The organism is Mucilaginibacter robiniae (assembly GCF_012849215.1).
Taxonomy (GTDB): domain Bacteria; phylum Bacteroidota; class Bacteroidia; order Sphingobacteriales; family Sphingobacteriaceae; genus Mucilaginibacter; species Mucilaginibacter robiniae.
Genome location: NZ_CP051682.1, coordinates 3,724,321 through 3,751,288, shown reverse-complemented (window position 1 = coordinate 3,751,288; position 26,968 = coordinate 3,724,321). Strand labels below are relative to the sequence as shown.

Annotated in this window: 28 protein-coding genes and 1 pseudogene; 12 read left to right on the top strand and 17 right to left on the bottom strand. The window is 45.2% G+C overall.

Annotation, left to right across the window (positions count from 1 at the left end; translation table 11 throughout):
* Positions 1 to 70: 70 nt before the first annotated feature.
* From HH214_RS16445 to HH214_RS16435, 3 genes are read right to left on the bottom strand one after another with little or no spacing between them, the layout of a single operon-like run.
* Entirely contained in the window at positions 71 to 850 is a 780-nt protein-coding gene (locus tag HH214_RS16445) for a helix-turn-helix domain-containing protein (protein WP_169609434.1), read from the bottom strand.
* Positions 847 to 1,206 carry a hypothetical protein gene (locus tag HH214_RS16440; RefSeq protein ID WP_169609432.1) on the bottom strand — a complete coding sequence of 120 codons (360 nt, stop codon included), beginning with the start codon at positions 1,204 to 1,206 and terminating at the stop codon, positions 847 to 849. Before HH214_RS16440 ends, HH214_RS16445 begins: the two co-directional genes overlap by 4 nt.
* Position 1,207: 1 nt before the next feature.
* Entirely contained in the window at positions 1,208 to 2,254 is a 1,047-nt protein-coding gene (locus HH214_RS16435; protein ID WP_169609430.1) for an SDR family oxidoreductase, read from the bottom strand.
* Between the two features lie 209 nt (positions 2,255 to 2,463).
* Between HH214_RS16435 and HH214_RS16430 the strand changes: the two genes are divergently transcribed.
* Together HH214_RS16430 and HH214_RS16425 are read left to right on the top strand one after the other, a co-directional pair.
* Positions 2,464 to 3,696: a 4-hydroxybenzoate 3-monooxygenase gene (locus HH214_RS16430; RefSeq protein ID WP_248282130.1), complete on the top strand. Its 1,233-nt coding sequence runs from the start codon at positions 2,464 to 2,466 to the stop codon at positions 3,694 to 3,696.
* Between the two features lie 131 nt (positions 3,697 to 3,827).
* Positions 3,828 to 4,691, top strand: coding sequence for a helix-turn-helix domain-containing protein (locus HH214_RS16425; protein ID WP_169609429.1), 864 nt, complete (start codon positions 3,828 to 3,830; stop codon positions 4,689 to 4,691).
* A gap of 19 nt (positions 4,692 to 4,710) precedes the next feature.
* Here HH214_RS16425 and HH214_RS16420 read toward each other — a convergent pair whose 3' ends face one another.
* Both HH214_RS16420 and HH214_RS16415 read right to left on the bottom strand, forming a co-directional pair.
* Entirely contained in the window at positions 4,711 to 5,631 is a 921-nt protein-coding gene (locus HH214_RS16420; RefSeq protein WP_169609427.1) for a helix-turn-helix domain-containing protein, read from the bottom strand.
* Positions 5,632 to 5,724: 93 nt separating this feature from the next.
* The gene (locus HH214_RS16415) at positions 5,725 to 6,639 is read right to left on the bottom strand and encodes an SDR family oxidoreductase (RefSeq protein WP_169609425.1); all 915 of its coding nucleotides are present in this window, start codon (positions 6,637 to 6,639) and stop codon (positions 5,725 to 5,727) included.
* A gap of 259 nt (positions 6,640 to 6,898) precedes the next feature.
* Between HH214_RS16415 and HH214_RS16410 the strand changes: the two genes are divergently transcribed.
* The 3 genes from HH214_RS16410 to HH214_RS16400 all read left to right on the top strand — a co-directional run bounded on the left by HH214_RS16410 (position 6,899) and on the right by HH214_RS16400 (position 10,013).
* Positions 6,899 to 7,882: a helix-turn-helix domain-containing protein gene (locus tag HH214_RS16410; protein WP_169609423.1), complete on the top strand. Its 984-nt coding sequence runs from the start codon at positions 6,899 to 6,901 to the stop codon at positions 7,880 to 7,882.
* A gap of 96 nt (positions 7,883 to 7,978) precedes the next feature.
* The gene (locus HH214_RS16405) at positions 7,979 to 9,043 is read left to right on the top strand and encodes an alkene reductase (RefSeq protein ID WP_169609421.1); all 1,065 of its coding nucleotides are present in this window, start codon (positions 7,979 to 7,981) and stop codon (positions 9,041 to 9,043) included.
* 82 nt (positions 9,044 to 9,125) lie between these two features.
* Entirely contained in the window at positions 9,126 to 10,013 is an 888-nt protein-coding gene (locus HH214_RS16400) for an NmrA family NAD(P)-binding protein (RefSeq protein WP_169609420.1), read from the top strand.
* Positions 10,014 to 10,263: 250 nt separating this feature from the next.
* On the opposite strand, the gene HH214_RS16395 is transcribed toward HH214_RS16400, so the two are convergent.
* Positions 10,264 to 10,968: a nitroreductase family protein gene (locus tag HH214_RS16395; RefSeq protein WP_169609418.1), complete on the bottom strand. Its 705-nt coding sequence runs from the start codon at positions 10,966 to 10,968 to the stop codon at positions 10,264 to 10,266.
* Positions 10,969 to 11,075: 107 nt separating this feature from the next.
* On the opposite strand from HH214_RS16395, the gene HH214_RS22150 reads away from it, so the two are divergent.
* Positions 11,076 to 11,459, top strand: a complete 384-nt coding sequence (locus tag HH214_RS22150) for a winged helix-turn-helix transcriptional regulator (RefSeq protein WP_169609416.1) — start codon at positions 11,076 to 11,078, stop codon at positions 11,457 to 11,459.
* Positions 11,460 to 11,774: 315 nt separating this feature from the next.
* Here HH214_RS22150 and HH214_RS16385 read toward each other — a convergent pair whose 3' ends face one another.
* The 7 genes from HH214_RS16385 to HH214_RS16360 form a co-directional block, all read right to left on the bottom strand.
* Positions 11,775 to 12,638 (bottom strand): SDR family oxidoreductase, encoded by an 864-nt coding sequence (locus HH214_RS16385; RefSeq protein ID WP_169609414.1) that lies wholly within the window; start codon positions 12,636 to 12,638, stop codon positions 11,775 to 11,777.
* Positions 12,639 to 12,716: 78 nt separating this feature from the next.
* Complete coding sequence (locus HH214_RS16380; protein WP_169609412.1) at positions 12,717 to 13,286, bottom strand: Crp/Fnr family transcriptional regulator; 570 nt, start codon at positions 13,284 to 13,286, stop codon at positions 12,717 to 12,719.
* Positions 13,287 to 13,432: 146 nt separating this feature from the next.
* Positions 13,433 to 14,230 carry a helix-turn-helix domain-containing protein gene (locus tag HH214_RS16375; protein ID WP_169609411.1) on the bottom strand — a complete coding sequence of 266 codons (798 nt, stop codon included), beginning with the start codon at positions 14,228 to 14,230 and terminating at the stop codon, positions 13,433 to 13,435.
* 66 nt (positions 14,231 to 14,296) lie between these two features.
* Entirely contained in the window at positions 14,297 to 15,178 is an 882-nt protein-coding gene (locus HH214_RS16370) for an oxidoreductase (RefSeq protein ID WP_169609410.1), read from the bottom strand.
* Between the two features lie 112 nt (positions 15,179 to 15,290).
* Positions 15,291 to 15,803 (bottom strand): zinc-binding dehydrogenase, encoded by a 513-nt coding sequence (locus tag HH214_RS22145; protein WP_248282128.1) that lies wholly within the window; start codon positions 15,801 to 15,803, stop codon positions 15,291 to 15,293.
* On the bottom strand, positions 15,700 to 16,263 hold the full coding sequence (locus tag HH214_RS22140) for an MDR/zinc-dependent alcohol dehydrogenase-like family protein (protein WP_248282127.1): 564 nt from the start codon (positions 16,261 to 16,263) through the stop codon (positions 15,700 to 15,702). Before HH214_RS22140 ends, HH214_RS22145 begins: the two co-directional genes overlap by 104 nt.
* Positions 16,264 to 16,333: 70 nt before the next feature.
* The gene (locus HH214_RS16360; protein ID WP_169609408.1) at positions 16,334 to 16,909 is read right to left on the bottom strand and encodes a Crp/Fnr family transcriptional regulator; all 576 of its coding nucleotides are present in this window, start codon (positions 16,907 to 16,909) and stop codon (positions 16,334 to 16,336) included.
* A gap of 266 nt (positions 16,910 to 17,175) precedes the next feature.
* Here HH214_RS16360 and HH214_RS16355 point away from each other — a divergent pair, with 266 nt between their 5' ends.
* Complete coding sequence (locus HH214_RS16355; protein ID WP_169611132.1) at positions 17,176 to 17,400, top strand: transposase; 225 nt, start codon at positions 17,176 to 17,178, stop codon at positions 17,398 to 17,400.
* Positions 17,401 to 17,521: 121 nt separating this feature from the next.
* The gene (locus HH214_RS16350; protein WP_169609406.1) at positions 17,522 to 18,271 is read left to right on the top strand and encodes an IS3 family transposase; all 750 of its coding nucleotides are present in this window, start codon (positions 17,522 to 17,524) and stop codon (positions 18,269 to 18,271) included.
* 544 nt (positions 18,272 to 18,815) lie between these two features.
* Here the strand turns inward: HH214_RS16350 and HH214_RS16345 are convergent.
* Positions 18,816 to 19,256, bottom strand: coding sequence for a hypothetical protein (locus tag HH214_RS16345; protein WP_169609404.1), 441 nt, complete (start codon positions 19,254 to 19,256; stop codon positions 18,816 to 18,818).
* Between the two features lie 737 nt (positions 19,257 to 19,993).
* On the opposite strand from HH214_RS16345, the gene HH214_RS16340 reads away from it, so the two are divergent.
* Positions 19,994 to 20,620: a hypothetical protein gene (locus HH214_RS16340; RefSeq protein WP_169609401.1), complete on the top strand. Its 627-nt coding sequence runs from the start codon at positions 19,994 to 19,996 to the stop codon at positions 20,618 to 20,620.
* Positions 20,621 to 20,794: 174 nt separating this feature from the next.
* On the opposite strand, the gene HH214_RS16335 is transcribed toward HH214_RS16340, so the two are convergent.
* Both HH214_RS16335 and HH214_RS16330 read right to left on the bottom strand, forming a co-directional pair.
* Positions 20,795 to 21,367 carry a Crp/Fnr family transcriptional regulator gene (locus tag HH214_RS16335; RefSeq protein ID WP_169609398.1) on the bottom strand — a complete coding sequence of 191 codons (573 nt, stop codon included), beginning with the start codon at positions 21,365 to 21,367 and terminating at the stop codon, positions 20,795 to 20,797.
* A complete protein-coding gene (locus tag HH214_RS16330; protein WP_169609396.1) occupies positions 21,364 to 22,593 on the bottom strand; it encodes an MFS transporter in 1,230 nt (409 codons plus the stop codon). The genes HH214_RS16335 and HH214_RS16330 overlap by 4 nt, the downstream gene beginning before the upstream one ends.
* A 248-nt stretch (positions 22,594 to 22,841) precedes the next feature.
* Here HH214_RS16330 and HH214_RS16325 point away from each other — a divergent pair, with 248 nt between their 5' ends.
* Positions 22,842 to 23,591 (top strand): DUF434 domain-containing protein, encoded by a 750-nt coding sequence (locus HH214_RS16325; RefSeq protein WP_169609394.1) that lies wholly within the window; start codon positions 22,842 to 22,844, stop codon positions 23,589 to 23,591.
* 262 nt (positions 23,592 to 23,853) lie between these two features.
* The gene (locus HH214_RS16320; protein ID WP_169609392.1) at positions 23,854 to 24,093 is read left to right on the top strand and encodes a hypothetical protein; all 240 of its coding nucleotides are present in this window, start codon (positions 23,854 to 23,856) and stop codon (positions 24,091 to 24,093) included.
* 474 nt (positions 24,094 to 24,567) lie between these two features.
* Here the strand turns inward: HH214_RS16320 and HH214_RS16315 are convergent, their stop codons facing one another.
* Entirely contained in the window at positions 24,568 to 24,798 is a 231-nt protein-coding gene (locus HH214_RS16315; RefSeq protein ID WP_169609389.1) for a hypothetical protein, read from the bottom strand.
* A gap of 421 nt (positions 24,799 to 25,219) precedes the next feature.
* Between HH214_RS16315 and HH214_RS16310 the strand changes: the two are divergent.
* Positions 25,220 to 26,855, top strand: a pseudogene (locus HH214_RS16310) (ABC-F family ATP-binding cassette domain-containing protein).
* The last annotated feature ends 113 nt before the right edge of the window (positions 26,856 to 26,968 follow it).

Genomic DNA, 26,968 nt, shown 5'->3' with positions numbered 1-26,968 from the left:
TCAGTTCTCCGTTGCTCATGCCGTTGGGACATCATGATTACCAATAATAGTTGAAGTGAGCGTGCTTAAATTAATTTGTTTGAAGCGATGAGGGTACCACGCCGAATGCTTTTTTAAAAGCAATGGAAAAATGGGATAGCGATTCAAAACCCAGATCTAGGTAAATGTCAGATGGTCTCCGTCTTTCTTTCTCCAGCAGGACATAAGCTTCCTGCAAGCGCTTCTTGACTAACCATCGGCTCGGTGTTTCACCAAATACCGCCTTAAAATCCCGCTTGAATGCTGACAGGCTGCGCCCGGTGAGGTAAGCAAATTGTCCGAGGCTTACATTGAACCTAAAGTTCCGGTTCATATAGGCTTCCAAATTGATCTTTTGTGGTATGCCAAAGTCAAAGAATACGCCGGAAAGTTCAGGTTTGGTCTTCAGCAGAATGATCAGCAGCTCTTCGTATTTAAGATCTTCAAATGCTTCGTCCAGTTCCATAGCGCCCTTGTAATAAGGTTTTATTGACCGGATAAAACTGTCTATGAGGTCTGCCTGGTCAAGCTTGATGATCGCGCGGTCTGTCGCCATTTTTAACGGTTTGCTTTGGTGCTTTTGCTGAAATTGCCGCAGAAATTCTTCATCAAAACAAAACATGATCGGTTCAAATTCGCTGGTCTGGCTATTCAGGATGAATTTCACCAGATGATTTTTCCGCGCGATACAGCATTCACCGGCACGGTAAGTATAGCTTTTATTTCCATCAAAAAAGCTGACCTCTCCCTGAATGATGTACAGGAAAAGATGGTCCGGGATAAACTGCTCCTTTAAAACATTGGTCTTTACATCATTCGCTATGGCTCTCATTTTATCAGAATTGCGCTCCTGAACGGATGCCCCATATAGATCAACAGCAATGGCAGCAGTAAAAAGGGGATCTCGATCATCGCAAATTTATAATTACCTGCCTTTAATACCAAAGCCATCATCAACGCGATCTGTATCGCCCGGAGCGTATCCCCCCAGAAAAAAGTGTCAGGGAACAAAATCAGCAAAGCCGCTACGATCGCCCAGATTCCGAAAACGAACCGGACCGGATCAGGGATGCCCAGCGAGGACATCATTTCTGCATATGCCAGGGAAGGTTTGCTAAAGGCCCGGCTCCCGTGAACGATGCCAAAGTATAGGGATATCGCGATCAGTAACCCGCTTAAAATTTTCATGTTATCTATTTTTATACAAGAGTTTGTATTTTACTATACTATCCACTGCCGCCAGTAGCGTATCCTCTTGTGTGGCGATGGGCTTCCATTTCAATATGGTCTTTGCTTTCTGGTTACTTACATTGCGGTTCATCTTGATGAACATCAGACCTTCTTGTGCACGGGAACTGAATAATGAACCTAATCGAATGACCCAATCCGGCAATGTTTTGGCGGAAACCTGTTGTGAAACTTCCGGTCTTTTCTCCCGCAACAAGGCAGCTATTTGCGGTAAGGTGATCTGTCCGTCCGCCGAAGCGATAAACCGTTGTCCACTGGCGGCTGGGTTTGTCATTGCGCGGATATGCAGATCGGCAACATCTCTGACGTCCACGACGTTGAGCGGAATATTGGGTGCCATTTTCATAGAGCCATCTAATAGGTTTTGCAGCAGATGAAAGCTTCCGGAAACATGCGCATCCAGTGATGGTCCCCAGATGCCAACTGCGTTGATGGTTGCAAACTCCAGTTTTCCGCCTTGGGTGCTTATAAAATCCCATGCTGCTTTTTCCGCAAGTGTTTTGGATCTTTCATAAACCGACAACCCCTTGGTTTGGACATTTGTCCAGTCCGCTTCGGTGGTTTCCCTGTTTTTATCGGTTTGGGAGAATCCGACCGCCCCGAAATTAGAGGTCATGACCACGCGTTGTACGCCTTCTTTTTGTGCAAATCTCAAAATACGCAGGATGCCTTCGACAGCAGGGCGAATAGCCTCATCTTCCTGCCAGGGCTTGTTAAAGAATACCGGCGACGCGACGCTGAGCACATACCTGCAGCCTTTCATGGCTTCTGCCCAGTTATCATCCCTGGTCAATTCGGCTTCGATGAACGAAAGCTGAGCGAGATCGGTGACGCCATTTGCGGTTAATGCTGCTGTTAATTTGTCTTTGTTTTTTAAACTGCGGACGGTTGTTTTGACCTGATATCCCTTTTGTAAAAGCTGCAAAACGATCCGCATTCCTAAAAAGCCGTTCCCACCTGTGACTAATACCGTTTCTTTGTTTTCCATTTCTGATCTCTTTATAGACTGCAGCAAAGTTCGATGTATAACCGGTGATCCGTTTATTCCAAAAGTCCAGCTTGCTTTATTGAAAGGTCCAAAAGCAACTAGTAAAGTTTAGTTACCGGGTCAGTACCTTTTCACTTTGAGGAACCCAATTATACCCATACGCGAATCGTCCATAAAAAACCGTGAACCGTTAAAACGGCCAGGAGCTGATGAAGCGATCTTTGTCAGGAAGTAAATCAAAAGAAATGATAATGGATAGTGAAAATAGCGGATCAAAGGAGACGACCTCGGTAGTGATCATCGGCGGCGGGGTAACGGGCTTGGCACTGGCCACCTTTCTAAAAAAAGAGAATGTTGATTGTGTGGTACTGGAAAGACGCGACAGGCCATATATAGAAATGCGGCAGCGGGCCGGTGTGGTTGACGCGCGTGCGGTGAGGATGTTCGAACAGTGGGGACTGGCGGACAAGTTACTGGCCGGGCCGCTGGCTCAAACCATCGAATACCGTCTGAACGGTATGCCGCGTGTTTTTAAAGCAAGCATTGATGACGGGATCTCCAGCCGTTTTTGCACGCAGCAAATGCTCGTCAATAACCTGCTGCACGAACTGTTCGATGAGATGAGCGGTGACGTCCGCTTCAATATTACAGAGATCAATATTGAAAACGGAACAGGTGACCGGCCGCGAATTATATACAAGGATGACAAAGGCGTCCATGAGCTGATCTGTGATCACATCGCAGGATGTGATGCTGATCGCGGGATCAGCAGGGCATCGATACCACAGGATGCGTTGACTGCCTATAGCTACGATTTTGGCTATGCCTGGTTGGCGGCACTTGTGGAAGCGCCGGTCACCGGGCATCCGATCATGGCTATAAGTGACCACGGCTTTGTCGGGCAGCTGCCGCGGGGGCCGCAGCGCAGCCGGTATTACCTGCAATGCACGCTTGATGATGGCCCAGAGGACTGGCCGGAAGAAAGAATATGGGAAGAGATCAGGCTGCGTTCGGGTGATGATACGATCCGGAACGTTCAGGTTCACAATATTGAATTTGTGCCGTTCAGATCGGTGGTCTACGCACCGATGCAATACCGGAATTTGTATCTCGCGGGCGATGCCGCGCACCTCGTACCGCCGGTGAGCGCCAAAGGTATGAACCTTGGCCTTTTCGACGTCGATGTGCTTGGCCGGGCGTTATTGCTGGCTGTAAAGAACGGCGATAGAACCGGCTTAGATAATTACTCTGATACCGTGTTGCCGCATGTCTGGAACTATCAGGATTTTGCAGTTTGGATGGCTGACACCATGCATGACGCAGGAAATCCGGCATTGCATGGGAATTTCCGGCAAATGACGGCGCGGGCGCGTTTGAATAATTTGTTCGAGTCACCGACAGCCGCACAGTTACATACCGAGTATCAGCGCGGTACGAACTGATACACCGCATGGTTGATCCGACCGGACAGCAATAGATGAACCTCGTACTATGTTCATCTATTGCTGTATCTAAGGGTGCACGTTTGCTAACACCAGGGAGACCTTATATATTAATTGTATTTTTATAGCTCATGAACCCAAAAGACAAGATACCGGTCCACCGGATGGATGATTGGCATTACGGAATTTACCTGAAGTCTTTCGGCATGGTTTCATCTGCCCGGCCGGATTATGACCTGTCAAAAGCGCATCGTCATGATTTTTATTACGGCGTGCTGCTTGAAAAGGGCATGATGGCGCTTGAGGTAGATTTTCAGCCTTTCCATCTGGGTGAACACACGATTTTCTTTACCTATTCCGGGCAGGTCCACCGTATTGTCTCTGCCCGTCTGGAACAAGGCTGGTTCTTTCCTTTCGATCCGGCCATCATTGACCAGCAGCTTAAAAACATTTTGGATCAGAGTCTTTCGGAAGTCATGATCGCAACATTAGATCAGAACAAATCTGCTAAATTTTCAACTTCTTTACAGGAATTAAAGGCTGTTTACGATGAGCCGGGGCAGCGTTTCAGCCAGCCGGTGCTCCATGCACTGCTCACCGCTTTTTTATATCAAACCACAGGAGCCTGCTTTTCCCTGGAACGAAATACGCTGACCAGCTATCCTTTGCGGAGTATCGAGATCACCAAAAACTTCCGGCAGATCCTACGGCAAAATTTCAGGTCTATCAAGAGGCCTTCGGCATATGCAGCCCGGATGCATATTTCGACCAGCCATCTGAATGACACGGTAAGGTCTGTCACCGGTTTTCCGGTGACCTATTTTATCCAGCAGGAAGCTATGCGTGAAGCGCAGCGCCTGTTGTATTATTCCGCACTCTCCGTCAAAGAGATCGCGCTTTCGCTCGGTTTTGATGACGCACAATATTTCAGCAGGCTGTTCACCAAGGTTGTCGGCCTTTCTCCGCTAAAGTGGCGCACGCAGAACCGCAACTGAACAGCATCCCGGCTGCGGCTCAGTTCGACTGAAAGGACTGCCGGAATTCCAGCGGCGAAAGTCCCGTTTTCGTCTTGAACAATTTGCTGAACGACTGCGGGTGCTCGAAGCCCAGTTCATAGGCGATCTCGCTCACCGATGCTTCCGAGGTCGTGAGCTTCTCTTTTGCTTTATCCAACAGCTTTTCATGGATATGCTGCTGTGCCGTTTGGCCGGTAAGCACTTTTAGAACACTGCTCAGGTATTTTGGGGAGGCATTCAACGCTTCAGCAATATCCTGAACGGACGGCAGGCCTTTGCTGATCAATGCATCACTGTTAAAGTAGTCCGTTAGCTTTTCTTCCAGTCTATCCAGCAGCTGATGGTTAGCTTTCTTGCGCGTGAGGAACTGCCGGTTATAAAAGCGCTCCGAATAATTCAGCAAGGTCTCTATCTGGGATATGATGATGTTCTGGCTGTACTTGTCGATATTAGCATGATACTCCTGCCTGATATTTTCAATGATGCCTTTTAACGTGCCCTCTTCCTTTTGGGAAACAAATAAGGCCTCATGCGTGGTATAGCCGAAGTACTCGTACTGTTTAATGCTTTTGGCAAGCGTGGTATTCCAAAAGAAATCCGGATGGATCATCAGCATCCAGCCCGAACGCTCTCCCCGGGCATCCGCATCCCTCTCAATACTGAAAACCTGGCCCGGCGCAATAAAGAACATGATCCCCTCATCAAAGTCATATGCCTGTTGACCGTATCTGATCTTCCCGCCGATGTTTCTTTTCAGCGATATGGAGTAGAAGTCATATACCCAGCTGTTTCCCTGATGATCCTGCGTTAACCTCACATCTGCAAAATTGACCACACTGATCAGCGGATGCTCCGGTGGCGGCAGGCTCCTGGTGCGGTGAAATTCACTGATCGTTTTAATTCTTTGTATGGTCGTCATTGTTGCTATATCATCTTTACGGGTATGGTAAATTTGGTGAATAAAAAGGAATTGCTGGCATTTTCCCTTTTATTCACCGGTAATAAATCGCTTTTATTCTTCGTGCTGAAAAGCCGCCGCAAAATCACGGGCAAAATCAGTCAGTTTTACTTTACCTAATACCGGCTTGTGCTGGTAGTAATCCTCGTATAAGTGACCACTTCCCTGGCTGGCCTGCATTTCCACGAAGCCTTTGGCAATTTGCGGGTTGAAACCGATCTTTAAGTAAATATCTAACTGCTGTTCATCGGAGATCACCTTCCATCTTAGACCGGGCTGACCGATGGCCGCGCCTAACGCAGCGGCGACCTCGTTCGGTGAAACCTCATCACTCGCAATGTAGCGAACGGTCCGTCCGGCAAATGGTGTATTCATCTCTTCGGCGATCACGGCAGCAATATCCAAAGGTGATACCCATGGCTCTTTCCGGTCACCGCCATTGTTATTGGAAATGATCTCGCCTTTCGTTTTGATGGTATGGGAGAAGGCAAATAAATTGGTGTAAAAACCGACCGGGCGCATAAACTTGATGGCTACGCTTTCCGGCAATTGCCTCAATATGTTCTCTACGTTATGGTGAAAGATCAGGAAACCATTCCCTTTATCCGTATGCGCACCGATACTGCTCAGGTGAACCACTTGTTTAACGCCTGAGCGTTCAATGGCCGACCTGTAATTGTTCCCTATCTCGCTGATGCCGCCGATAAAATCAATATGGGGATCCATCATATCGCCGCCAACGGCATCCAACGTTTCCATCAGGTACACGATGTCGGCGCCGGTAAAAGTATCCGTCAAAAAACCGGTATCGAACATGGAGCCAACAACTCCGTTCGCGCCTAAGGCTTTGATGTCCATTAGTCGTTCTGTTTTACTGGTAATTACGGTAACGGCATGTCCCTGTTTAACCAATTCTGCGGTCAGCGGTTTGCCTACATTGCTTATAGAGCCTGTGAGTATGATCTTCATAATTCTTCTTTTTTGTTGATACAAAATTCATCAACAAAGCGTTGCCTAACTTAGCCGAATAGCCGATTGTTGTAGCCAAAATTCAAGTAAGCTTTGGCGGTCAGTATCCGCAAAGGCGTTATCGATGAGAGAATGGCGAGCGGAGATTATTTTAGTGTCGCCATGGAGCGTGAGATTTATCCAGCTTATCACGATCAAACGGTATGCAAAAGGTTTCCTGTAATATTCTTAAATTCGGTCGTTAACACGACTGGAACTAATGATCTTCAATTTTACCGCCACGCCGGAGTTTGATTTCATGACCTATTTTGCCCGGCACATCGGGGCAACGATAAATGATGGGCTATTGTTCATTCCTGCCGGTCTGGGCAACGGGTACATTCGTAAACTGTCCTTTGGCCCTGAATTCAAGATCACCCTGCATCATTATGTATTAAAGGAAGACCTGGTCATCAAACGCAATACGTCCGGCCAGGGTAACGAGCTGATCACCATCTTTTTTTACAGCAACGAACAAACGCTCGGCATAGCCTTCGACAATAATCCCAATGTTCAGTTTTCCGAACGCGATGAATCCGCTATCCAGGTTACCTCTAATGATCTGAACTCGACCATCCGTTTTCCGGCAGGTCACACGATACGTTATGCGGTGATCGCCATTATGCCGTATTATCTGAAAACCCTGCTGGCTCTTAATAAGCTGAATTCTACGATCGAAACGATAACCAGCCCGGGACATACATTTCTTTATTTTGAGAATATGACCGCTGAGACCAAACTGCTGCTTAAAAACTTGAGCGCGGTGGATATGAACGATGAACTGAGCCAATTCTACATGCAGATCAAAGTACAGGAACTGCTTTACCTGCTTTTTCAAAAGCTATCGAAACGTGAAAGCTTACCGCACCAGAACATTAACAGCGCGGATGCGGCCAGGCTTCTGCATATCCGTAACGAAGTTATCAGCGATCTGAGCGCACCGCCGGTATTGCCCGAACTGGCACAAATTGCCGCCATGAGCGAAACTAAACTCAAACAGCTCTTCAAGCAGGCCTTTGGTGATACTGTTTATAATTACTTTCAGCGCGCCCGCATGGAGGAAGCTGCCTTTTTGTTAAAACAGGGTAAGCGGTCGGTTGCGGAGGTTGGCTATGAACTGGGATTTACCAACCTCAGCCACTTTAGCAGGTTGTTTGAAAAACATTACGGTTTTACACCCAAGCGCTATTCTTCAAAAGCTTAAACGCTTCGTCGTATCGGACTGATTTTTCGCCTTTTCAGGCTATTATCAGCTTACTATTAGGCGCAACTTTGCTATATCAAATAAAAGATAAGCAAAATGAAAAAGTTATTCATGCCCTATAGCAAAGCCACACTTCAGTTGAAGAACCACGTCGTGATGGCACCGATGACCAGAAGCCGTGCCATCGGCAATGTGCCCAATGAGCTGATGGCCGCTTATTACAAACAGCGTTCCGGTGCCGGACTGATCATCACCGAAGGCACTTCGCCCAGCCCTGAGGGCTTAGGCTATCCGCGTATCCCGGGTATTTTTACGGAGGCCCAGATAGAAGGCTGGAAAAGGGTGACCAGTGCAGTTCATGAAGGCGGTTCCAAAATATTTCTACAGTTGATGCATACCGGCAGAATTGCCCACAGCTCCAACTTGCCGGAAGGCCATCAGGTAGTGGGTTTATCAGCCGTTAAAGCCGCAGGGGAAATTTACACCGATACCGGCATGTTCGAATATTCAGCACCAAGAGTATTGGATGAAGAAGGCATAGCCCGTATAATAGAAGACCATGTTAAGGCTGCTGAAAATGCCATTGCCGCAGGCTTCGACGGTGTCGAGTTACACGGAGCACATGGCTATTTGCTGGAGCAGTCTTTGAATCCGCACGTCAATAACCGTACGGACAACTATGGCGGATCCATAGCGAACCGCAGCCGTTTGACGCTGGAGATCGTACAAAAAATAGCAGCTTCCATCGGAGCAGGTAAGGTTGGCCTGCGCATTTCACCTTTTTTAGCATCCAACGATATGCCTTCGTATGAAGAAGCTGAAGTACATGAAACCTATGTTCAGCTGGCCCGGAAAGTGAACCAATTAGGCATCGCGTATCTGCACATTTCAAATAATCAGGGCATTCCCCAAAATACGCATCAGGACATTCGGGCGGCTTTCGCGAACACCATTATCTATTGCAACGGCTTTACGGCTGAGACCGCTGAAACCAAATTACAGGATGGGTCAGCGGATCTGGTCGCCTTTGGCAGAAGTTTTTTGGCCAACCCCGATTTTATGAAAAGAATAGAAAAAAATGCCCCCCTGAATGAGCCGGATTATAACACGCTTTATACCCCCGGCGAAGAGGGTTATACCGATTACCCTGAATTTAATTAATTATTAGCCCCCATTGAAAATATCATAATGAAACCGTCAGCTTAGCTGACAGCTTCATCACCTCTTAAAAACAATTATCAACATGAAAATTACAACTACAGGCTCATTAGGAAATGTAGCCAAACCATTAGTAAAAACGCTGATCGCAGCAGGACACGAAGTCACCGTGATCAGCACCAAAGATGATCGCACAAACGAAATTGAGGCTTTAGGTGCAAAGGCAGCGACCGGCTCTATCAGTGACGAAGCATTTTTAGCCAAGGCTTTCAACGGCGCAGATGCGGTATATGTCATGTTGCCGCCATCCATGGGGCCGGGTAACATGATACAGAATATTGCCGATGCGGGGCAAGCGTACGCAAATGCCATTAAAGCGGCAGGCGTATCGCGCGTAGTGATGCTGAGCAGCGTTGGCGCTGATGCGACTGAAGGTACAGGCCCGGTACAGGGTGTGCATCGTGTAGAGAAGATATTAAAAGGTTTAGCCGGCGTGAATGTAACCGTTTTGAGGTCAGGTTTTTTTTACATTAACTTTTTGAGAGATATCCCATTGATCAAAAGCAAAGGCATCTTCGGTAACAATTATAACGGTAGCGACCGCTTGGCCCTGACACATCCCGAAGATCTGTCGACAGCGCTTGCAGCAGAATTGCAAACTAAAGGAAACGGCTTTGAAGTGAAATATCTTGTAAGCGATATTTCAACCGGAGACGAGATAGCAGCGTTATTTGGCAAGGCGATTGGTAAGCCGGAGTTGGTTTGGACAAATATTCCTGATGAACAGTTGAAGCAAGGCATGCTTGCCGGAGGATTGCCACCAGAACTGGCCGGGCTGATCGTTGAAATGGGGCAAGGCGTGAGGGACGGCAAAATTACTAAGGACTTTTTTGCCAGTGGTGTCAAAGTAACTGGTCAAATCAAGTTGCAACAATTTGCTGAAGAGTTCAAAGCCGCTTATCTACACGCTTGAGACTTATCGTTCTGTAAATGATTCATAAGATTATGGAGGTAAATAACAATAAAATTGTTGGCGTTCTGTACATTCTGTACAGGGAAGTGACAATGCAAGAGCCCAATGATCTTTTCGCCTTAGCATAAGACGATTTTGTATAATAAATTACAAGTAGATAATCGAATATTTTCCGATTATCTACTTGTAATTTAACCAGTTGAGTTATCGACATAGCCGTGATCTGGCTTCTTGTAGTCCGGCCTATGGCTTATTCTGTTTTTTGAACAAAAGAGTCAAGATTCATCGGTGTTGGCAGATCCACATTGTCGGAAGCATCAGCTAACTCCATCTTTGTAATGAACAATTCTTTCGGTGTGCGTACCTTTTTCATGTTTACAAGCCAATCCTTTTCACTTTCTCTATAACCTAGTGGAAGTATGACTGTGCTTGTATAACCTGACTCTTTTAAATTCAATAATTCATCAAGTTTTTCCTGCAGGAAGCCTTCAATAGGTGTTGCATCAACTTTTTGTTCTGCGGCAGCAGCGATCGCAATCGCAAAGGATATATAACTCTGTTTGGCCGCATGATGAGCCTGCCATTCCTGGCCGGAGCGCTCATATAGATCAAGTATCACCTGTTTATAGTTATCCATCGTTTGATGAGGCAGACCGCGTTCATCCATCATGTAATTAAATACCTTAGAGATTCGTTCATCAGAATAGCCGTCCCATGCGGCGAAAACAAGTAAGTGCGAACAATCAGTGATCTGGCTTTGATCGTAAGCAACCAACCTGATCCGCTCTAACAATGCTTTATCTGAGATCACAATTACTTTATATTGTTGCAGTCCCGATGATGATGGAGCCAGGCGCGCGGCTTCTAAAATGTAATCCAGCTTTTCCTGCGGAATCTTTTCACCATTCATTTTCTTGGTAGCATAACGCCACTCCAGATCTTCTAATAAACTCATATCAATAATTTTTTTGACAAATGTAGGCCTACTTGGTGTCAATAAGTAACTTTGTTGCCAAAAGTAATGGTGACTATCAAGGCACCATTGTGACAAAAAGGTAACTTATGAATTTAGAAAATACAGACCCATCATTACCGACATTCGATGATTGTCTTAAGAAGATAAGAGCGATCGATGATACTATGGAGTTGCTGTCTGGGAAATGGAAGTTGTCCATTTTATCCAGGCTTTGCTATAAACCAATGCGTTATTCGGAGATATTGAATGACATTGAACCACTTTCCGGTAAAGTACTTAGCCGTGAGTTGAAAGATTTGGAAACTAACGGTCTGATTATCCGCTGCGTGAGCGGTACCAAGCCACCGTCCGTTACTTATAGCGTTTCAGATTATGGTATGTCCCTGAGGGATCTATCAGACAAGATAGCGGAATGGGGTTTGCAACACCGTGATCGGATCAGGAGTTCGTTCAAAAGAAGTGATTTATGAACAGAGTAGGTCTAAGCTTTCTACATTGAAAATCATGTTGTTTTTATTTAGTCATTCATTCACGCGCTGGGTTGGCCTCGAACCATTCGTGAATTGATTATAACTTCTATCGCTTATTTCGGCTGGCATATTCAAAATCTGTTGTTCTTACTGTGAAATAGTGTTTAATTTATGATGGTCTAACTTGATGTTCCATTAGGAACATCAAGTAGATAAGTGTGCGGCAGTGCAGATGTTCAAAGGTCAGAAACCGTGGAACATCCGGCTGTACACTGCGTTGTTCATTGCCCGGGACTGTTAAAAGTCTACTTAAGTTTAAGTTAATAATTCGCCCATACCGAAGATTTTGAGTCCTTCTCCAAACTGTTCAGCAACCGCCTGGTTAGCCGCTTCGATATATACTCCTGTGATCGGGTCAACAACAGTTCTCAAAGGTCTTTTACCTTGTTCTATACCGATCAGCTTGACGATGGCATCAGCGACATCCTGCGGGTTTGGGCTTTTGGTTTGGATCAGCCCGCCGAGCGCTGTGATCATTTTGTTCGGCATATCGGCGATGGCTCCATAACCTTCAAATACCGATTGATCAGATGCGTACTGGGTCTTCTGCTGCATTTCGGTAGGAAAGGCACCGGGCTCCAGAATAGCCACGTCAATACCTAAACGTTTAAGTTCGTAATGCAGACCCTCACTGATCCCTTCCAAACCAAACTTCGATCCGGCGTATATAGTAGCGAACGGAAAGGACACCCTGCCGAACCCGCTCGTCACATTGATGATCAGCCCATCGGCCTGCTTGCGCATAGCCGGTAATACCTGTTTGATGAATCTCCAGGGCGCGAATACGTTGATATCGAACATAGCCTGTACATCGGCCGTCGTAAAGCTTTCCGCCACACCATTCATGGAAACACCTGCGTTGTTGACCAGTACATCGATGATGCCTTCTTGGGCAATGATGGTGTCAACCGCCTGTTTAACGCTTTCGTCATTAGTTAGAGACACATCCAGCACGGTCACATTTTCTACGGCTGAAAGGGCATCGGCTTTTTCTGCATTCTTACCTTTAGTATCTCTCATGGTGGCATAAACCTGGTGACCTAAAGCGGCAACGCTATGGGCGGTCAGCCAGCCGAATCCGCTATTGGTTCCTGTTATTAAAACTACTTTTTTGCTCATGGTCTATTTATTTTAGATGATGATGCAAAGTTTCGGAACTTCCAGACAAAAGCATTTACCATTTGGTAAAAAGTGATCTTAACGAATATTTTTTCTGATCCTGCTCAACGATTGCTGGGTGATGCCGAGGTAGGATGCAATGTGAGACAGCGGGGCACGATTGATCAGGCCTGGAAAATATTCGATGAACGATAAATAACGCGTGGTCGCATTCTCCGAAACCAATGGACTTCGTCTTTCGATCGCTTTTAACAAACAACTTTTTATGATCAGGTGCTCGATAGCTTTCCAGCCAACAACCGTGTTCCCGATCTCATCCCAGTCTTTCTTGGAGAAAACCAGTAATTTACAAGGGCTTATAGCTTGTACATATTCTGATGCCACGACTTGTGCTTCGAACCTTTGCTGATCTGAAACGAAATTGTTCTCTTCAACAAAAGAATGCGTGATCTCTTCGCCCTTATTGTTATAGTAACAGAAACGAACCACACCTTCTAATAGAAATCCGACATACCTGGGGACCTTCCCGGCTTCAGAAAAGTAATCCTCCTTATTCAGTTCCAGCGTTTTCGCCTTGTTCATGATGAAGTCTGTTTGCTGCTGATTCAGATTACCGAATTGTAGTATGTAATTGACGAACGCTTCCATTGGGTAAATTTCGAATTTATTGCGCGCAGTTCATTTACCATTTGGTAAAAAATGATGTTGCGTAACGCCATAGCAGCCGGCTATCTATTATATTTCGAGGGTAAAATTAACAAAGTCACCATTGTGGATTGATTTAATAAAATGGATTAAAGTTTCGAAGGTGCAAGGCCAAATTTATTTTTAAATGCATAAGAAAAGTGCGACAGGTCTTCAAAGCCCAGATCAAGGTATATATCAGATGCCGACTGGCCTTTCTCTTTGATAAGATAATAAGCCTCCTGCAGGCGACGCTGCTGCAACCACTGACCCGGTGTTGTTTTAAATATTTTTTCAAAATCGCGCTTAAAAGTGGCCAGGCTACGCCCGGTCAAGTAAGCAAACCGTTTCATTTGCACGTTAAAATGAAAGTTTTTCTCCATGAAACCTTCGAGATCGATTTTACCAGGATCGCTAAAATCAAAAAGGACACCAGCCAAAGTCGGATATGTCTGTAGCAAGATCAAGATAGCTTCGTTGACCTTTAGCTGCTGCAATTCCTCGCTGATCAATAAGTCGTCCTGACGATACGGCTGCAGTGAATCCATATAACTTCGGTAAAGCGTATGCGGTTTTAATTTAATCACCGTTCCAGGTGAACTGATAACCGGCCTTTCAATAGCATGTTGTATACTGAAGTTTCTCAGACTCTGCTGGTCAAGATAAATGGATACTGACTTAAACTCACCGCCCGGGGCGGGCTCCTTAATATATTTGACCAGGTTGTTGCGTCTGATAAACCGGAAATCGCCCTCGTTGAAAATTTGGGTACGCCTGCTATTATCCGTCATGGTCAGCCTGCCGGATAGCTGGTAGCTGAATACATGCTCGGGAACAAACTGTTCGCCTTCTCTGCTTCGTGTAAAATAACAGGAATACCCGATCTTTGGTCTTTCGCTTTCAGCCATATTTCTTTTTAGTAACGTATCATTAATAGTAACGGCAAGGCCGGCGCAGCCTTGCCGTTAGTTAGCCTATTTTTTTAAATTCAGGAAGCGCTTTCCAGCCTCTGATTCCAAAAAGTTTTCCGCGTCATCACTATCAGTCGAAAGACTTACTTTTTCCCATTTTTCGAGTTCCCGCAATTTGGCAGCCTCTGAATGTTTGACGATAGCAACTGCTTCGCTGCCCAGCAGCAGATGCAAAGGCGGCTCGCGGTTATTCACGGTTTCCATAATCACCTGAGCAGCCTTATCCGGATCACCGATCGGTTTAAAGCCACCGCTTTTAAATAACGCGATACGTTTGTTAACTATATCGTAGCCTTCAATTTCCGCAGCGTACGTCATTGAGTCGCCGGCCCAATCGGTACGGAAGCCGCCCGGCTCAACGCAGGTAACCTTAATGCCAAGATCGGCTACTTCTATTGCAAGGCCCTCACTAAATCCGCTCAGTCCGAATTTGGCTGCCTGATAGATAGAAACGCCGCCACTACCAACCCGGCCGCCCATCGAACTGATCTGCAGAATATGCCCGGAGCGCTGTTTGCGCATATAGGGCAGTACGGCACGGGTAAGCTCAATAGGTGCGTATAAATTCGTTTCCAGCTGGCTGCGAACCTGTTCGTTGCTGAAAGCTTCCACGGCACCCGTAATTCCAAAGCCCGCATTATTGACCAATACATCAATCCGTCCAAAGTGTTCTACGGTTTCCGCGATGGCTTTGCGTACCTGATCTTTAGCATTAACATCCAATTCAATAGGATAAACAGCATCCTGATATTGAGTTACCAGATCTTTCAGACTGTCCATATTCCGTGCAGTCGCAGCCACCTTGTCACCTTTCGACAATACAGCTTCCGTAAGGCTTCGCCCTAATCCGCGCGAACTACCTGTTATAAACCAAATTTTTGCCATTGTTTCTTTTTTTATTTAAGGCAAAACTAACTTACAAAGTATCTTAGGATTTTGTTGTGAGGCTCAAGTTACTTTGCTTCAAAGCTCATTCATCATGTGCGCATATAACTGCTTAGAAAAGCGCCACCAGTCGTTTTCCGTCCGCTACCTCCATTTCCCAGATGCTTTCCATATCTGAAATCCCGATGGTTTCCACATCAACTTTGATCTTGCCCTCGGATGCGAGTTGAAGCATTGCAGGAAGAATCTCCGTCAAGAGCACGCTCATCTGCTCTTTGGTCCAGCTACCCAGTCCCGAACCGGTCAGGTGCAGGTCTACGCTTCTTAAGATTTCTGCCGATAGCTGTATTTTGTCGCCCGCCATCGAACCCACAGATACATATCTTGTCCGATGAGTGAAGTTACCTTCGCCCTTAAGTGCCTCCAGAATCATCTCCGTGGGATGTCCCCATATATAATCAACCACCACATCGATCGGCGTAGCCCGGTGGATGTTTTTTATCTGCTCGATAAAACTTTTATCATCCTGACGGATAGTGATGACCGCGTCTACGCCCAGTTCCAGCAGGTCTTTTAGCGATTGCTCGTTCCTGCCTGTAGCAATGATCTTCTTTGCACCATACAATCTGGCTACCTGAACGCCAATCCGGCCAGTGAAGCCTAGCACCATTGATCAGCACCGTATCTCCGGATTGCATGTCCGCCCTGTAGCGTAATGCCATAACAGAACCTGCCACAGCGTTGGGTAAAGCAGCGGCTATGGCAGGCGCGATACCTCCAGGCAAAACCACCATTCTTTTTTTATCGATCACCGCTTTTTCAGCCATTGTTCCGGTCACGCCCAGTGCGAAAACCCGGGTGCCATCTTCCAACAGGCCAACGCCGTCTCCACCAATGACTTTGGCTTTGGTTAGGTCACCTTCCGTAGTGTAGTGTTTACCGCTGGCCATGGATCTGTCCAGGTGTTTGATGGCAGCGGCCTGAACCGTCATCATCAGTTGGTCATCACCGGTTATTCCTGGCTCGGGGAAATTCGTTACATATTGCGGCGTTCCACCTTTTTGAAACATTACTATCGCTTTCATTTCTTTTGTTTATTTTTCAAAAGTAGATCAACCCGTCCCGGTAAAACGATAACATTTGTTATCAAATAGCTTATTTGCTTCTTGCGATCCTGTTTTTAATACGACTGAGATGTACCGACGAAATGCCCAGAAAAGAAGCAATATAATGCTGCGGAATACGCTGAACAATCTCAGGGCGGTCCTGCATCAATTTTTGATACCGCTGTTCAGGCGAATCGCGAATAGACGTGGAGAACTGTTTAATGTAATCAAATGTCCGTTCGAAGAGCGCATCGATCAGCATATCGCGTAGCCTCGGAACCTCCTTGATCTCTGCGATAAGCTTATCCAGATCGGCTTTATCGATCCACCAGATCACCGAGGGTTCCAAAGTTTCGATTGTGATCGGGCTAGGAATGCTTTTCTTCAAACTTTCAATAGAAGAAACGCTGCTGTTTTCAAAAAAGAACTGGCCGGTAATCTCTTTGCCGTCGTCATTGTGCCATGCCCTTATACATCCTTTTTCAATAAGAAATAATTTATGAGCCACATCACCTTCTGCTAACAGGATAGATTTAGCTGGGACCTCGATACGCTTAAAGTGCTGTTGGTAGGCTGTCCAGATCTCTATGGCAAGTGTGGATTTATTCGGAAGCTGTTCAAGCATAACAGGACGTCAAAATGATCATATCGTTGGCAACAAATATAAGGATTGATTAACCGATGAAGCACACGCAGAAAGTCGGGACATTCCCAGACTTTGCTAAAAGTCTTCATCTACCGTGTAAATGAAAAATGTATGTTCGTCCGGATAACCTTCCGGCCTGTAACCCCTCCTGAAAATCGGACTGCTTAGAGGACGAAAAGTCTTAACTTTAAATAGTCAAACGATGAAGAACTCGATCATTACCGAAGCACAGACCCCGCAAGGCCATCAAAGAGTATGAAGGTGGCCGTGAGCTAAACGACATATGCCGCGAACTGGGCGTGCACAAATCCACCTTTTACAACTGGCGTAAAAAGTATGCTGGTATGGACAGCCAGGAATTGAAGCGGCTGAAAGAGCTGGAGGAAGAGAACCGTAAACTGAAGCATATGTATGCAGAGCTGGCTTTAGATCATAGTTTACTAAAAGACGTACTCTCAAAAAAGTTCTGAAGCCCTGCCAGCGTAAAGACATGGCCCCGTTACTTGATGGAGTTCCGTCAGGTAAGTATTAGCAGGGCTTGCCGGGTAGTGAGGCTGCCCAAATCCATGTATTATTATAAGAACGTCAGAGATGATTCAGAGACCACCAGATAAGTTGCTGGAACTCTCCGAAAAGCACCCCACCGAGGGTCAGGATCTGTATTACAGCAGAATTCGGCAGCAGGGCTTGCTATGGAATTACAAGCGTGTAAGACGTGTTTACCTGCTGCTGGGCATGAATAGGCGCCGCAAGGTGCGCAGACGTGTACCGGCAAGGGTTAAAGTGCCGTTAGTAGTGCCTGAGCAGGCTGGAGATACCTGGTCTATGGATTTTATGTGCGATGTGCTGATGAACAAGAGAAGGTTCCGTACGCTCAACATTATCGATGATTACAATAGAGAGGTTATCGCGATTGAAGCTGCCCATACAATGCCAGCAACCAGGGTAACACAGATATTGGAGCGAAGCATTCATGAGCAAGGTAAACCCAGTTGCATCAGGGTAGATAATGGCCCTGAATTCATCAGTAAAGAGTTCAAAGACTGGTGTGCGAGTAAAGGCATTGAGGTACAATATACGCAGCCGGGCAAGCCTATGCAAAATGGATACATCGAACGCTTTAACCGAACCTTTCGGGAGAATATACTCGATGCTTACTTATTTGAAGACATCAACCAGGTACAGATTTTAGCCGATGAATGGATGGAAGATTACAATTACAGCAGGCCGCATGAAGCACTGGGAGGTATAACGCCAGACTTGTACAAGCGGCTAAACTGTGGAGATACCAGAAACTCTACCGAGTTTCCTGGGGCATCTCCACAGTTCAAACAACAATAATTATACTTTTGAATCAATAAGTCTATAAAATACCAGTCCGAACTAAGGGAGGGTTACAGAATCACTCCACACTTAAATATCTGGTATAAAGGCGTTGAATTTTTTAAAACGGCTCCCCTATCCGCTAATTTTAATACAGAATGATTAAATCCTGCCAATCAAATGTTGCAAGATTGTTTTTAAAATTCAATATCAAGTTAATCGCTTCTCAATTTATTAAGTGACTGTACAACGGGGAATGTAAAACAAAATTCCGCCGCATAAATTAAAGTTGTTATTTTCCAAACTGGCCGCAAACCACTAATTAAATACTAAGAAATTCTTTAAATCTTTTATCAAATGGTTCGAAATCAATCCTGTTAGGGTTAAAAGACCGGAAAAGGGGCTATTAACTGCATTTTTGTTGTAACTCGTTGTTAAGCATTGATATAGGATAAGCACTAACATTAACTCTTTGAATTCAATACACATTCCCGGTAAACACAGCTTTTCAGAGTATATCAAACTTATTTGAATTGTGTTTAAAATAGCTATTTATCATGGCTTACATAGTAAAGTAAGACACCAGTACCTTATTGCTCAAAAACCACAGCATGCAGTTAGGGTTACGGCTTAATACCGCACCGGGATGGCCGGTATATTCTTTCAAGCTTTTGGCCAGTTCATCTTTAACGGCTTTCGGTAACCATTTAAAGTCGAAATCCTTGCTGCTTTTGTCCGGGGCAGTATAGTTTATGCTATAGTATTTTTTCTTGAGTTTAGCAAAAGTAGCGGCATCATAATACAGTACAGCCTCAAGGGTATAGTCAGAAGGGCCGAGTCTGCCATCGCCAAGCCGTGTCAGGTGATATTCAACAGCTGTAGGCTTATAAGTTTTCAAATTCAGGAAACCAGCAATATTCTGCGGGTTGGTGCCGTGCATGGTTTGCGATTTGCTGCACGAGCATACTGCTATGAATGTAATAAAGAAGGCGATGTTTTTCATGGAGTTAAGATGGGTAAAACTCACGGAAAAATTATCTTAAATTTCGAAAGTGTCCTGCTGAACTTTATTACTTCCAAACTTTTGATCTTACAAACCAATATTGAACTCTGAAAGTAAAAAAGTAGCATTAAATATAAGAATTCGCTCAACTTTCATTATTATCAAACCTTTGTATTTCCAGGAATGTTCCAAAATTAATATTGTAGTCAATTACAGCCTAATAATATAAAGATTGGTAGCAACTGGTGAGCGCCGATTTGAAAAATTTATAAAACATTGAACATAAAAGCTGTATGATAAGGTACGCTTGTACCGTCCATTTTCTGCCAAATACATTCCCAAAGTGTACAAAACTCTTCAAATTTGGCTGTTTGTTTTTTTTATGTTTTGAATACTGGCAATCATCAAAATTTCAGGGTGTCCACTATGGCATCTTTTCCGATGAGGATTAAACACGCTGAAAAGTGTAAGCACAGTAAGTATCTATGAAAGAGTGAACGATCAGTTAGTTTCACCAATGCATGACAATTATTAACTTAAAAAATCAAAGTAATATGAATGAATAGTTTTACTACTATTCTAATAGCATGATTTAACAAACGGGAGCTTTTTACTTGATGCATCATAAGTATCTATGAGAGACCTATACTTTATATGAACTTCAATGGTTTAATCACGGACTTCTTTAAAGGCGATATTAGATGTATTTTATTAATATTGAGCTTTTCAATCCATAAATGAATAAACAATCAAACTTACTTGATATCAAATCCGCAAAACAGATGGTTGCCGGCTTAATACTGATGACCGTGTTCACACTTCTTTGGAATGGTATTGCTTATTACGGGTTGAGAAACTCTCCTTATAGATGGCTATTGAGCGTGTTTCTGATAGCCTGTATATTTTTTGTATACTATGCTTTTCAGCTTCACCAGGCAGCACAACGTTTACCCGTACCTGATACCTCATTTACTGATCAGCAAGAAGTGAAAAGAAGAGAGAAATTATTTATGATGATATGTACGGGCGAGGGTATCGGCGTATTTCTAGCCGTCAATATCGTAGCCAACCTTCATCATCCTGAACTGCAGGTGCCTGCCATTGCCCTGGCCGTTGGCTTACACTTTTTTCCGCTAGCTAAAGTATTTAAAAGGAAGATGGATATTTACATCGGCATCTGGAGTACACTTGTTGCTTTGTTAGCCATTATGCTTACCCTTAACCACACGATTAGCCAAATGCCGATGCTTGTCTTTACCGGTGTAGGCTTGGCCCTTTCAACTTCTTTTTATGGGATCTATATGATTCTCAAAGCTCGCCGGGCATCTGTTCATCAAAGCCAATCTTTATCAGTCGTGGATTAAAAACAACAATGTGTCGTGTTCTCCAGGTGCAATGCGCATTTATCTTTACTATATCAGTGCCCCTAAGTGTTTAACTTGCCAGGCAGGCAATATACAATTGTCATCAAGTACTTACTGTATTTGTCGTACCTATTTCAGCCTGACAACCGGAGAAAACAGGATGCGAATTAGCTATTAATGCTTGGATTTTAACCGGCTGAGTGTTTCAGGAGACATGTTCAGATAAGAGGCCACCACCTTATTGGGCAATCGTTTGATGATCTGCGGATTTATTCGAAGCAGCTCTTTGTAGCGTTCACCCGCATCTTTGGTGGCCCCCCTCTGAAAAATGTTCAAGTTGTTGGTATAAGCATATTCCAGGTAGTCCCGGTAAAACTTCTCCCATGCGGGTATCATCTCTAATAAGTAGTAAAAGTCTTTCCGGCTGATACGTAGCAAAACAGAATCCTCCATTACCTGCAAGGCTTCCTCTGAAGGCTTGCCCGTGATGAAACTGGCCAGCCCAGTGCCAAATTGCTGCTCAAAAACAATATGCCGGGTAACTTCCAGCCCGTCTTCTTTCAGAAAGTAAAACCTGACACAACCCTTTTCTACAAAGTTCATAAACTGGTTGACTTCACCGATATGGACTAGTAGTTGATTCTTTTTGAACGAGAATGGTTTGAAATGTTGCAGCACAAAAGTCATTTGCTCTTCTGTCAAATAAACGATCTTACTGATATATGCCGCTAAGTTTTTCTTACTCATGACTGCTCCTTCGCCTGTTCTGCAATTATAAACCTCGATGCTGCTCCTCTTCCTTTCCGGTAGGCCTGCAAAGCTAAACTTAATCCGATGACGGCTGCCACACTGCCCAATAAATAAATACGGTCATAATGTTCCCCTTTAGAAACCAAACCGGCAACCGGAGCGGTAAGCCCCATGCCCAGATCGAAAAACGCATTGTAGGCGGCCATGGCCATTCCCCGGTTTGCTGGAGATACGCCTTTGATAGCCATTTGGCCAAAAGACGGAAATACCAGTGACATGCCTGCCCCGGTGAGCAACGCACCGATTATGGCCATCTCTCCGTTTCGGGCTTGCCAGATTAATAGCTGGCCGATGACTTCAACAAACAGGGAAACAATCGCTACACTTGCGCCGCCAAATTTATCTGGAAAATGAGCAAAGAACAAGCGCGTAACCACATAACCGCACCCAAAGGCAGTTAGTGCCATTGAAGCATCTGCCCATCCTTGCCGGGCGAAGTATAAGGTGATAAAAGAGGCTATCCCACCAAACCCGATACTGGCCAGCGCAAGCCCTGCACCTGAGCGCCAGACTATTTTAACCGCTTTGTAAAAGGGCAGCCGCTTTTCAACCTGAATGAGTGGAAGCTTGGGTAATAGCCAGGTTGCAGTGTAACTAATTACCGGCATCAGGATAATAGCCACAAATGCAGCCTTTAATCCGAATTGTGTTTGCAGGTAGATACCTAAAGGCGCACCGCAGGCCATACCGCCGTACATGCCTAAACCGTTCCACACCATGACCTTGCCGGTGTTACTTGGCCCCACCAGTACGAATCCCCAGGCAAAAACACCAATGACGAGGTAACTCTCACCTATGCCCAGCAGCACACGACTGGTACCCAAAAGGATAAGGCTTGCTATAGGAAAACCGGTTATGATACTGCCGATCACACAACAGCATCCGGACAGAACAGACAGAATAAGACCGGTCAGGACGGTCGGCTTACCACCTTTGATATCGGCCGACTGGCCGGCCAAGTGCCGGGTCAGCAAGGTAGATAGATATTGCAGCCCGATAATCACACCCACTACGAAATTACTGAATTGTAGGGTGTTGTGAACGAAGCCGGGCAGAATGCCAAGGCAAACGCCCATGATCAGGAATTCTGTAAAAATGATCGTAAAGATAATCAGGAGAACTCTGGGGGCTTTGGAAGTCAATGGTGGTAAATGAAACGCCATATTTAAGTTTAATTGAATAATGCAGCAAAGGTATGGCGTCAATTATGGGCCGGCATTGATCCAAGTCAACAAATAGAACTTCCGAGCGTTTAACCAGTCAAAAGCATCAATATCCAATTGAAACATTCCCCAAAACGACCGTTTAAGGATATATGATCTTTATTCCTGGATGATTTCCCTACGAGTAATCTAAGGCTGATGGTAATCGCAGAACACACAACACTGGTAGCGCATAAATAATGACAAAAATGAATGATCAGGAACATGAAAAGCGCAGGAACAGAGGAAAGGATCCGCGTGACGAGGAGCTTTTTGGCTTAGATGCTCAACGTGATAAGCTTTCGTCGGCGTTAAATGACATGTATTATCTCCTGAGCAAAGACTATCCTCCGCGAGCTACGCTGGCATTAGTGGGCAATCGGTACCGGTTGCGGCAGCGGCAGATCCTCGCGCTGCAAGGTATGGCGTGCTCGGCAAACGATATCGAATGTCGTCGCGCTAAAGAGGTCTCAGCTGATCACCTGCAAGAGAAGACCATTTTTCTGGATGGGTTTAATATTGTAATTATACTAGAAACATTCTTATCAGGCGGTTATGTCTTTAAAGGCCTGGATGGCTGTTACCGTGACATTTCTTCTGTACATGGTTCGTACAAGCGGGTAAAGCAAACCGAAGAGGTGCTGATCTCGGCAGGCTTGGCATTACAGAAGCTTGGTGTTAAACAAACAACCTGGATATTTGACACGCCGGTATCTAACAGCGGCCGCCTGATGACCTTATGTTATGAAATCGCAGCAGAACATGGGTTCTCCTGGGAGATTCACCTGGATAATGCGCCCGATAAATATTTAATTACCGGAAGCCGGCTGATCGCTAGTTCAGATGCCTGGATACTAAATGGTTGCTATCAGTGGTTTAATTTTACCTCTTTTATGATTAACCACGTCTTCAATAGCAGCAAAGCCCTGAATATCATGGACCATACCACCAAATTATGACTTATACCTGAATTAACGCCCTGACTGTTTCGCTCTTCAAAACGCTTTATAGATAGTTTGCTCCGTAACAATGATATGATTCATCAAACAAGCAACAGCTACCAAAAAAGAGCGCTTTTACTTTTTGCCTCGGGCATGCTGAATTACACAACATCTGGCTTAAGAAGCATGCTTCTTTGCGTTGCTTATTACAAAACACCATGTGGCTCTCGCAGGCGGAACACTTCTTAATGGTTGTACCGACACAAACAAATCTTTATGTATGGCAAAACCCTGTTTCATACCTGTGTTTGAGCGTACTCTTGCGAAACGGGGCGACATGGTGGCGTTAACCTTAGCCGGCGTTCAGCAGGAAAAACTGAGCCGGGGCTTATACAACAGCTTTCGGGACCGTGCCTATGACGCCAAGGACATTGTTGTCCATATCTATGCCGACCACCGGGAGGTTGTTCCGATATATGCGACGACTGGTACTGTCGAAACGCTGAAAGTGATCCGCTGATGCCGACGCCGCAGCTGTATGTTGTTGCGGGGCCCAACGGTGCGGGAAAGAATATGCTGGCCGTTGTATTCGTGAGTTTGCGGATGAATAGCGAGGTTATGTCCCATGAGTTTTTAATTTTGGGGAGCGTGTTACTGCTCCCGATAAATGAAATAAAAAATTTGGGTTACAGGTGGTTAGAATGGCAAACCGTCATCATCCGAGGTCTATGCAACTGCAGCAAGCTTAGCTTTTCGGGCAGTTTCTGCATGTTCGGCTTTGACACCTGCGGAAAATAGTTTAAGAGAATCGACATGGCACACTAAGTGGGAATGTGTCATACCCTGACGGCCGTTCTAGGCTTCGGCTTCCATCAACCTGTATACTTCGACAAAGGCCCTTGACAAGGTAATCGGCCAAGTTGGGATTTATCCATTAGGTGCAGTTCACGAAGGTTGCCTTTCCACGCTTTTCGCCACCTTTGGTGGTAAAATGCTATTTGAGCACCACGGTGAAATGGGTTACTGTTTTGCCGCCTTTAGCGGTGGCAACTTCTGCCATGACGGTTAATCTTCCTGTGGATAACATAATTTTAAGATTTAAAGTGAATAGATCTTTTTCGCTTTTCTCTTTCGGGTTCTGCTTTGTTTTTCTTGTGATTCTTTCAAAAGAAAAGCCACAGGAAGTGCCGGCTGGTGTAGCAAAAGGAAACGGAATAAGTGCCAAAGGCCGCAAGCGAAGTGGCGCCGGCGTTATACCTGCAGCCTTCGCTATCCAACAGCTACTACCGGCAAGACCTTAACTGCCCTTTTTTACATTTTAATTATAAAGATCAGCCTATTACACACCAAATGCCTTATAAAAAACGTAAGAAATTGCAGCGTAAATCCCGGAATAACGCGAGGAGTTGCAGCAGATAGTTCAGGCTGCAAGCGACCTCAAAGAAAAATGAGATCATGGCTTGAAGAATCTGAACGATCAGACAGGCACGAGGTACAACTAGGTAAATGACGTTAGATTGTTAATACCATATTCTACATTACTGCTCGCACTGGCCTATAGTTAAGCTAATGGGCAACACTGAGGTTAGCGGAATTTGTTTAATGGTCTCGGTGAAGTGCGCCAGTAGTGTTTATCTTTACTGCCCATGATCAATGTCAATAACATTTCCGTTTCATTCGGCGGAACCACACTATTCAGCGACGTAACATTCTCCATCAATGAGAACGATAAAATAGCCCTGATGGGCAAGAATGGGGCGGGGGAAATCAACCATTCTCAAGATCATCGCCGGCGTAGCCAAGCCGACGACCGGGAATGTGACCGGCCCGAAAGAGGCGGTTATCGCTTATCTGCCGCAGCATTTGCTGACCGAAGATAAGGTTACCCTTTTTGAAGAGACCATGAAAGCTTTTGCCGAGGCAAACCAGATGCAAAAGGAACTGGATGAGTTAAACGAGCAGTTAACGATTCGTACCGATTATGACAGCGATGATTACATGAAGCTCATTGAAAGAGTATCGGAACTGAGCGAAAAAGTTTATAGTGTTGAAGATACCAACTATGATGCCGAAGCGGAAAAGGTGCTCAAAGGATTGGGGTTTGAACGCCAAGACTTTAACCGGCTAACTTCCGAGTTTTCGGGCGGTTGGCGCATGCGTATCGAACTGGCCAAAATTTTGTTGAAAAAACCCGACCTGATCCTGCTGGACGAACCGACCAATCACATGGATATCGAGAGTATCCAATGGCTCGAAGATTTCCTGGTCAATTCGGCCAAAGCGGTGATGGTTATCTCGCACGACCGGGCTTTTGTGGACAATATCACCAACCGGAACATTGAAGTGACCATGGGCCGGATCTATGATTACAAAGCCAAATACAGCCATTACCTCCAATTACGCACCGACCGCCGCCAGCACCAGTTAAAGGCTTGTGAAGAACAACAACGTTTTATTGCCGACAACCAGGAATTCATCGAGCGTTTTAAAGGCACCTACTCCAAAACCCTGCAGGTACAATCGCGGGTGAAGATGTTGGAAAAACTGGAAATCATTGAGATCGACGAAGTGGACACCTCAGCCTTACGCTTGAAGTTTCCGCCATCGCCACGCTCGGGGCAATATCCGGTCATGGTAGAAGACCTGAGTAAAAGCTACGGCGACCATGTCGTATTTAAAAATGCCTCTATGGTCATTGAACGCGGTGAAAAGGTGGCGTTTGTGGGTAAAAACGGGGAAGGTAAATCAACCATGATTAAAGCTTTAATGAATGAAATCGAAATTGATGGCAATTTAAAAATTGGTCACAATGCCAAAATCGGCTATTTTGCCCAAAATCAGGCTGCTCTGCTGGATGAAAACATAACCGTATTTGACACGATAGATCAGATTCCGCTGACTGATGGCACACTCAAGATAAGGGATCTGTTAGGCGCATTCATGTTTAGCGGCGATGATACTACGAAAAAGGTAAAAGTACTTTCCGGTGGTGAGAAAACCCGTCTGGCTATGATCAAACTACTGTTAGAACCGGTAAACCTGCTGATACTGGATGAGCCGACCAACCACCTGGACATGAAGACCAAAGACATCATTAAAGAGGCACTCAAAGATTTTGATGGCACGCTGATATTGGTTTTTCACGACCGGGATTTTCTGGACGGATTGGTTACTAAAGTATTCGAATTCGGTAAAAAAAGGGTTCGTGAGCACTTTGAAGACATTAAAGGCTTTTTAGCCTATAAAAAAATGAATAGCCTGAAACAGATTGAGCAAAGTTAATGGAATGAATGCCGGAACTGAGTGGCAAAATGGGTATTTTGGTTTTAAAGAGTTACTGAATGACTGTAAATGTTCAAAACCAATTCTGCAGGCGTTCTCGCTGACTGTTACAG

Coding starts and splice junctions, on each gene's coding strand:
- HH214_RS16425 (WP_169609429.1), top strand. CDS start 3,828: ATGAACCCAAAAGACAAGATACCGGTCCACCGGATGGATGATTGGCAT.
- HH214_RS16340 (WP_169609401.1), top strand. CDS start 19,994: ATGAATAAACAATCAAACTTACTTGATATCAAATCCGCAAAACAGATG.
- HH214_RS16435 (WP_169609430.1), bottom strand. CDS start 2,254: ATGGAAAACAAAGAAACGGTATTAGTCACAGGTGGGAACGGCTTTTTA.
- HH214_RS16415 (WP_169609425.1), bottom strand. CDS start 6,639: ATGAAGATCATACTCACAGGCTCTATAAGCAATGTAGGCAAACCGCTG.
- HH214_RS16405 (WP_169609421.1), top strand. CDS start 7,979: ATGAAAAAGTTATTCATGCCCTATAGCAAAGCCACACTTCAGTTGAAG.
- HH214_RS16380 (WP_169609412.1), bottom strand. CDS start 13,286: ATGGAAGCGTTCGTCAATTACATACTACAATTCGGTAATCTGAATCAG.
- HH214_RS16345 (WP_169609404.1), bottom strand. CDS start 19,256: ATGAAAAACATCGCCTTCTTTATTACATTCATAGCAGTATGCTCGTGC.
- HH214_RS16430 (WP_248282130.1), top strand. CDS start 2,464: ATGAAGCGATCTTTGTCAGGAAGTAAATCAAAAGAAATGATAATGGAT.
- HH214_RS16375 (WP_169609411.1), bottom strand. CDS start 14,230: ATGGCTGAAAGCGAAAGACCAAAGATCGGGTATTCCTGTTATTTTACA.
- HH214_RS22150 (WP_169609416.1), top strand. CDS start 11,076: ATGAATTTAGAAAATACAGACCCATCATTACCGACATTCGATGATTGT.
- HH214_RS16325 (WP_169609394.1), top strand. CDS start 22,842: ATGAATGATCAGGAACATGAAAAGCGCAGGAACAGAGGAAAGGATCCG.
- HH214_RS16420 (WP_169609427.1), bottom strand. CDS start 5,631: ATGACGACCATACAAAGAATTAAAACGATCAGTGAATTTCACCGCACC.
- HH214_RS16445 (WP_169609434.1), bottom strand. CDS start 850: ATGAGAGCCATAGCGAATGATGTAAAGACCAATGTTTTAAAGGAGCAG.
- HH214_RS16395 (WP_169609418.1), bottom strand. CDS start 10,968: ATGAGTTTATTAGAAGATCTGGAGTGGCGTTATGCTACCAAGAAAATG.
- HH214_RS16370 (WP_169609410.1), bottom strand. CDS start 15,178: ATGGCAAAAATTTGGTTTATAACAGGTAGTTCGCGCGGATTAGGGCGA.
- HH214_RS16335 (WP_169609398.1), bottom strand. CDS start 21,367: ATGAGTAAGAAAAACTTAGCGGCATATATCAGTAAGATCGTTTATTTG.
- HH214_RS16360 (WP_169609408.1), bottom strand. CDS start 16,909: ATGCTTGAACAGCTTCCGAATAAATCCACACTTGCCATAGAGATCTGG.
- HH214_RS16320 (WP_169609392.1), top strand. CDS start 23,854: ATGGCAAAACCCTGTTTCATACCTGTGTTTGAGCGTACTCTTGCGAAA.
- HH214_RS16440 (WP_169609432.1), bottom strand. CDS start 1,206: ATGAAAATTTTAAGCGGGTTACTGATCGCGATATCCCTATACTTTGGC.
- HH214_RS22140 (WP_248282127.1), bottom strand. CDS start 16,263: ATGAAAGCGATAGTAATGTTTCAAAAAGGTGGAACGCCGCAATATGTA.
- HH214_RS16330 (WP_169609396.1), bottom strand. CDS start 22,593: ATGGCGTTTCATTTACCACCATTGACTTCCAAAGCCCCCAGAGTTCTC.
- HH214_RS16385 (WP_169609414.1), bottom strand. CDS start 12,638: ATGAGCAAAAAAGTAGTTTTAATAACAGGAACCAATAGCGGATTCGGC.
- HH214_RS16350 (WP_169609406.1), top strand. CDS start 17,522: ATGATTCAGAGACCACCAGATAAGTTGCTGGAACTCTCCGAAAAGCAC.
- HH214_RS16410 (WP_169609423.1), top strand. CDS start 6,899: ATGATCTTCAATTTTACCGCCACGCCGGAGTTTGATTTCATGACCTAT.
- HH214_RS16400 (WP_169609420.1), top strand. CDS start 9,126: ATGAAAATTACAACTACAGGCTCATTAGGAAATGTAGCCAAACCATTA.